We start from the raw sequence: 6,173 nt of genomic DNA, 5'->3' as shown, positions 1-6,173 counted from the left end.
CCATGATCCATGTCGCCATGGGAAGCCTGCTTTTACGCCGGATCGCCCATGACTGACCTTTCTCAAACGGACTGTAAGCGTTAGCCTCGAGAAGCGAGAAATCGGAGGCCTCATGTCAAAGCGTTTGCCCGCGAGGTTGAGGGTCCTGGATGATCTCCCTCCCGTCTACCATTCTTATGCTTTGTTCGGTGTGGGTAACGAGCAGTTGCCCGGAATGTATGCTCTCAATCAGAAGAGTAAGCAGCCCATTATCCTAGCATACATTCAATTTGCGATTGCGAAGTGCCGTGAACGGTCGGGCGACCAAGTGTCCTTTGCCGAACTCTTCTGCGCAGACGGGTACTTCGCCATGAGCGCTCTTCATCTCGGCGCAACCAGCAGCTATGGCGTTGACACCAATCGAGACGGACAGTCTGACGCTTTGGAGGACATCGCCGAGAGATTAGGATTAGATGTACATTTGAAAAAGATAAACGTCTCCGAAATCGACCAGCTTGAGCCCGTTGACATCGTAGCAAACGTAGGGGGGCTTTATCACGTAGAGAATCCTGATGACATTTTGGAGAAATCCTACAGGCACGCTAAGCGGTATCTCATTGTCCAGAATGTCGTCTCTACCGAAAACAATGACCCAGACTATTTCGAGAGTCCCGCTCCGGGCTGGAAATGGGGCTCAAGGTACAGTCGGGCTTCATTCGAAAGGCTTCTTGCTTCGAAGGGCTGGAAAGTAATAGACACCCACTTCAATTTTCTCGAGGGCAACTCGCGGCAGGCCGATATGGGCAGTTGCTACGCGTTGGTGGAAAAGCCCCGCGCATGAACCTGCTACAACTCGGTTACCTCCAGGCGTTCGTCGGCGCTAGCGTCCAGGTCAGAGCTTTAGCTTCGAACAGAGCATTGGGTGGTGTGTGAATGACAGAAGTCGTTTTCGCCGTCGCATCGGCCAGTCGCGCAACAGGGATACTGAACCGGGAGGTTCAGAGGCAAAGCCAGACCGCACCCGTGGTGGCGTAGAACGAAGTTCTTTTGGGGGAGAATCGGGTCGCCACGTACCAACCTAGCGAATCCGTGTCCATCGCAATTTTGAGATTGGCGGATTGCCGTGGGCGGGCGAACGATCGGTGTGCAGGCTTCTGCTCGTCGTGCCGAGGAGGCTGGAGGGCCTTTACACAGCAGCCACGATCGTATCCAGGTTGACCGTCACTCGACGCTTTTTCGAAATCATCGAGGCCTGATAGAGGCTCACGCAGGCAAGCAACGACGACGGTTGGACCCACGAGCCTTCAGAAGCGGATGTGGGTTCAAGCTAAGTCGCTGTTTCAATTGGCGGACCCGAGACGATTCGAACGTCCGGCCTTTGCCTTCGGAGGGCAACGCTCTATCCAGCTGAGCTACGGGTCCGTGCCGTGGCGGCAGCGCCTCCATAGCGCGGACGATGCTGATGGGGAAGAGGCATCAGTCCGCCGGCTGTCGCGCTAGCCAACTCGTCGCGCGTGCCTCGGCGCCGGAGGGCAGGGGGGATGACTGGTTAAGCAGCCAACTTGCGATGTCACGGGTCACCTCGGCGCCCTCGTGGTCGCGTTCGAGAAGGTGGTAGCCATTCGGGTAATAGGCGAAGACCTCGCGGGGCGTCCCGCTGGCCTGAGCCGCACGCCATGCCGCTGCCATGGCCGGCTTCGGCACGAGCTCGTCATGCCCGCCATACAGGAACAGAGCAGGCTGCCGGATATGTCCGGCCCCCGCCAGGGCGGCATCCATAAGATCGACCAGGCCTTTCACTGAATCCACCCGCGTTTCCCGCAGGGTGAGGGGATCCTCGGACAGCCGGCGCCAGGCGGCCATATTGTCCGTCGGCCGCACCCCGGCACCGCGACCGCTGAGCGTCATCTCGGGGACCGTGTGGTCGGCGAGCCACAGCGTCGAGCGGAGCAACAAGTTCATCTGGCTGCGACCCCAGACTGCGGGGGCGCTCAGGACATAGCCATCCACCGGCGGCGCCTCGGGGCTCGCGGCGAGGGCCATGAGCACGGCGCCCCCCATACTCTCCCCGGCGAGATACAGCCTTGCCGTGGGGTATCTTTCACGCACCGTCAGCGCCATCGCGCGCGCGTCCGTCACCATGGTCGCGGTACCCGGCCAACGCCCGCGACCGGTCGCCGCGCCGAATCCGCGCTCGTCAGGCGCGATCACGGCGATCCCCTTGGTCGCGAGGATCGGTCCCGGCTTCTCCCAAGCGTCGCGGCTGTCGTCTATACCGTGCAGCGCGAGCATAACGACGGCCGGGTCGCCGGCGGGCAGCCATTCGCGGTAGGGCAAACGAGCGCCATCCGGCATGACGAAGGTGCCGTCGGTCACGATCGGTGGTGGCGGGTGCCGGGGAACGATCCTCTGGGGGATGCTGCACCCCAGCAGAATCACGGAGCCAATGACGATAGCGAGCCTGGCAACGGGGCGTTGGATCCAGTTCGTCGCATCATGCGCGGTCATTCACAGTGGCTAGCATGGGACCAATTCGCGCCCAAACTGGCGCCTCCACCTGAGGACCAAAATCAGGGGTAAGCAATGCAGCCCGGTAAGCTGAGGATATTGGCCGGGCCGCTAGAGTCGTATCGAGATAGAAGAGCGTCTCTTGCAGCCTGGATTCGGAGAGTAAAATGAGTGGTGGCGTTCGCGCAGGTAATGGAAACGACTTTCGACATACAGCCCAGCAAGCGATGGTTCGAATACATGATTTTTTCATTGTCCCTCAACAGCCACAGGCCCAACCACAGTTTCAACCACAGTTCAATCACGAGAACCGAACCGGCTTTTATGCCCTTCACCAACATCTTGGCGCGGTCCAGGAAGAGAACCTTCGTCGTAGCAATTATCCGAGCTATTTTCGGCAAACTACCCGCCGAATCTTCGGGCACAGGCAGTGTCCATTCCCGGCGTTAGTCCCCTTGTCAGGGATCACCTTCCTCTGACGCGAGCCACGCGCGTAAGCAAGGGATGGTTGACGCTGCCCGCAGGCGTTAACATTGATATGCGAAGCGGCAAGCGGGCCGGGGCGGGAGCAAAGTCGATGAGCGTCACAGTCACGCGGCCGGTCGAGGTCATCCAGGTCAACGAACGTGCCGTCAGTTGCGACGGCGGTGGCGGGCGCCTCGGCCACCCTCGCGTGTATCTGCGGATGCAGGGTCCGCTGGGCCACCCCGCTACCCAGGTGACCTGCCCCTATTGCTCGCGGCTGTATATCCTCTCGGGCGATCCCGCCGAAGATGACGGACACTGAGAGCGAGTCCGGACCGAGCGGCAAAACCATGAGTGACGCGCCAGCCGCCGAGGCCTCGCCGCTGCACCTCGTGCTGGTGGACGGCTCGGGCTTCATCTTCCGCGCCTATCATGCCATCCCGCCGATGAATCGGGGGGATGGGCTGCAGGTCAATGCCGTCTACGGCTTCACCAATATGCTCGCACGGCTGCTGAAAGATCACGTCGGTACTCACATCGCCGTGATCTTCGACGCTGGGCGCACGACCTTCCGCAACCGCCTCTACAGTGACTACAAGGCCCACCGCCCGCCGCCACCGGACGATCTCATCCCCCAATTCGCCCTGGTGAAAGAGGCGACGGCCGCCTTCGGCGTGCCGGCCATCGAGCTCGCGGATTGGGAGGCGGATGACATCATCGCCTCCTACGCCGTCGCCGTTCGGGCCCAGGGCGGCCGGGTGACGATCGTCTCCTCCGACAAGGACCTCATGCAGCTCATCGGCGGCGGCGTCGGGATGCTGGACCCGATCAAGCAGAAGCCGATCGGCGAGGCCGAGGTCATGGAGAAATTCGGCGTTACACCCGACAAGGTGATCGACGTGCAGGCGCTGATCGGTGACAGCGTCGATAACGTTCCCGGCGTGCCCGGCATCGGGCCGAAGACCGCCGCCCAGCTCATCGGCGAATATGGCACCCTCGAGGCCATCCTCGCCGCGGCCCGCAATGACATGAAGCCTTCCAAGCGCCGTGATGCCCTGGTGGAGCATGCCGAGGCGGCTCGCCTCTCGCGCACCCTCGTCATCTTGCGGGACGACGTTCCGCTGCCCCAGCCCGTCGATAGCCTCGGCGTCTGCATGCCGGATCCCGCGACGCTCGGCCCCTTCCTCGCCGCCCAAGGCTTCCGCTCGATTGCTCAGCGTCTCGGTTACGACGCCGGTGGCCGCGCCGCACCGCGCCCGATCGCCTCCGAAGCCGAGCGGGCAGCGCCCTTCGGCACTCCGGCACCAGCACCGATCGCGGTGGCGCCGGGCGAAGCGCCACCTTTCGGCGGTTATGCCGCCATCACGACCCTGGAGGGGCTTCAGCCCTGGATCGCGGAGGCGACGGAGAACGGCTTCCTCGCGCTGGGCGTCGAGACCGATGGCGTCGATGCCGTTCGCGCCGCGCTCGTCGGCATCTGCCTCGCCACCGCCCCCGGCCGCGCCTGCTACATTCCGCTGCGTCACGACCTGCTCAGCGGCCCGCAGATCGACCCGGAGGAGGCGCTAGTCGCTCTCGCGCCGCTCCTGCTCGACCGCTCGGTGCTGAAGATCTTCCAGAACGCGAAATTCGATCTCGCAGTGTTGGAGCGTGCCGGAGCGCCGAAAGGCATCGGGCCGCTCGACGACACCATGCTCATCTCCTACGCCCAGGATGCCGGGCGCCACGGTCACGGCATTTCCGAACTCGCGGCGATGCATCTTGGCCATACGCCGATGGGCCTGGAGTCCATCACCGGCACCGGCCGCGCCCGGGTCACCTTCGCGGCCGTCCCGCTGGAACAGGCCACCGCCTATGCTGGCGAGGATGCCGACGCGACCCTTCGCCTCTGGCACATCCTTCGTCCACAGTTGCGAACCAACCAGTCGCTCGACCTCTACGAGCGCACCGAACGGCGCCTCGTACCTGTGCTGCTGGAAATGGAACAGCATGGCATCCGCGTGGACGCCGTCGAGCTTCGCCGTCTCTCCGCCGATTTCGCTGAGCGCATGGCGGTGGGCGAGACCGAAATCCACCGCCTCGCGGGGCGCCCCTTCAACTTAGGCAGCCCGAAGCAGCTAGGTGAAGTGCTGTTCGACGAGATGGCGCTCGGTGGCGGCAAGCGCAGCAAGACCGGAGCCTGGGGCACGGACGCCTCGGTGCTGCAGGACCTTGCCGATCAAGGCCATGCGTTGCCCGAACGCATTCTGGAATGGCGGCAACTCGCCAAGCTCAAATCGACCTATACCGATGCGCTCGTCGAGGAAATCGACGCGGACACCAAGCGCGTCCACACGCGTTTCATGATGGCGGCGACCAGCACCGGCCGCATTTCCTCCACCGACCCCAACCTGCAGAACATCCCCATCCGCACTGAGGAGGGCGGCCGCATCCGCCGCGCCTTCGTCGCCGAGCCGGGCCACGTCCTGGTCAGCGCCGACTACTCGCAGATCGAGCTTCGCCTGCTCGCCCATGTCGCGGATCTCCCCATTCTAAGGGAGAGCTTCGCGAAGGGCGAGGACATCCATGCCCGCACCGCCTCGGAAGTATTCGGCGTGCCGATGGAGAAGATGGATAGCGTAACGCGGCGCCGCGCAAAGGCGATCAACTTCGGCATCATCTACGGCATCAGCGCTTTCGGTCTGGCGCGACAGTTGCAAATCGATGCGGGCCAGGCGCGCCGCTACATCGAAGCCTATTTCATCCGCTATCCGGGCATCCGCGAATACATGGAACGCACGAAACAGGAAGCCCGCGACCAAGGCTTCGTCCGCACGCCCTTCGGCCGCCGCTGCTGGATTCCGGGCATTGCCGACAAAAACGGCGCCCGCCGCAGCGGTGCCGAGCGCCAGGCGATCAACGCCCCTCTGCAAGGTGGTGCCGCCGACGTCATCAAGATGGCCATGGTCAAACTGCCCGCCGCTCTGCGCGCCGCCGGTCTCGATGCCCGGATGCTCCTACAGGTGCATGACGAATTGCTCTTCGAAGCGACCGAGGCGCAAGCGGATCAGACGGCCGCGGTGGCGCGCGAGGTCATGCAGAACGCCGCGAAACTTTCCGTGCCGCTATTGGTAGAGACGGGGATAGGCGCGAGCTGGGGAGCGGCTCACTAGCCGTGTGATGACTTAATCGTAAATCGCAACGAAAGATTCGTCATGGCACGCGAAGGCGTGCCATCCACG

At 63.0% G+C, this 6,173-nt stretch carries 5 protein-coding genes and 1 tRNA gene; 3 read left to right on the top strand and 3 right to left on the bottom strand.

The window, feature by feature from the left end; all coding sequences use genetic code 11:
* Positions 1–112 precede the first annotated feature (112 nt).
* On the top strand, positions 113–820 hold the full coding sequence (locus tag GSQ92_RS05380) for a class I SAM-dependent methyltransferase (protein ID WP_158802380.1): 708 nt from the start codon (positions 113–115) through the stop codon (positions 818–820).
* Between the two features lie 504 nt (positions 821–1,324).
* On the opposite strand, the gene GSQ92_RS05375 is transcribed toward GSQ92_RS05380, so the two are convergent.
* The 3 genes from GSQ92_RS05375 to GSQ92_RS05365 form a co-directional block, all read right to left on the bottom strand.
* Positions 1,325–1,401: transfer RNA gene (locus GSQ92_RS05375), tRNA-Arg, on the bottom strand.
* A 54-nt stretch (positions 1,402–1,455) separates the two neighbouring features.
* Positions 1,456–2,487, bottom strand: coding sequence for an alpha/beta fold hydrolase (locus GSQ92_RS05370; RefSeq protein WP_158802379.1), 1,032 nt, complete (start codon positions 2,485–2,487; stop codon positions 1,456–1,458).
* 62 nt (positions 2,488–2,549) lie between these two features.
* The gene (locus tag GSQ92_RS05365) at positions 2,550–2,912 is read right to left on the bottom strand and encodes a hypothetical protein (RefSeq protein WP_158802378.1); all 363 of its coding nucleotides are present in this window, start codon (positions 2,910–2,912) and stop codon (positions 2,550–2,552) included.
* A gap of 152 nt (positions 2,913–3,064) precedes the next feature.
* Between GSQ92_RS05365 and GSQ92_RS05360 the strand changes: the two genes are divergently transcribed.
* The gene (locus tag GSQ92_RS05360; RefSeq protein ID WP_158802377.1) at positions 3,065–3,274 is read left to right on the top strand and encodes a zinc-finger domain-containing protein; all 210 of its coding nucleotides are present in this window, start codon (positions 3,065–3,067) and stop codon (positions 3,272–3,274) included.
* 28 nt (positions 3,275–3,302) lie between these two features.
* Positions 3,303–6,104, top strand: a complete 2,802-nt coding sequence (gene polA, locus GSQ92_RS05355) for a DNA polymerase I (protein ID WP_158802376.1) — start codon at positions 3,303–3,305, stop codon at positions 6,102–6,104.
* The last annotated feature ends 69 nt before the right edge of the window (positions 6,105–6,173 follow it).

Source organism: Acidisoma sp. S159, from assembly GCF_009766125.1.
Taxonomy (GTDB): Bacteria; Pseudomonadota; Alphaproteobacteria; order Acetobacterales; family Acetobacteraceae; genus Acidisoma.
This window is presented reverse-complemented; position numbering and strand designations above follow the sequence as displayed.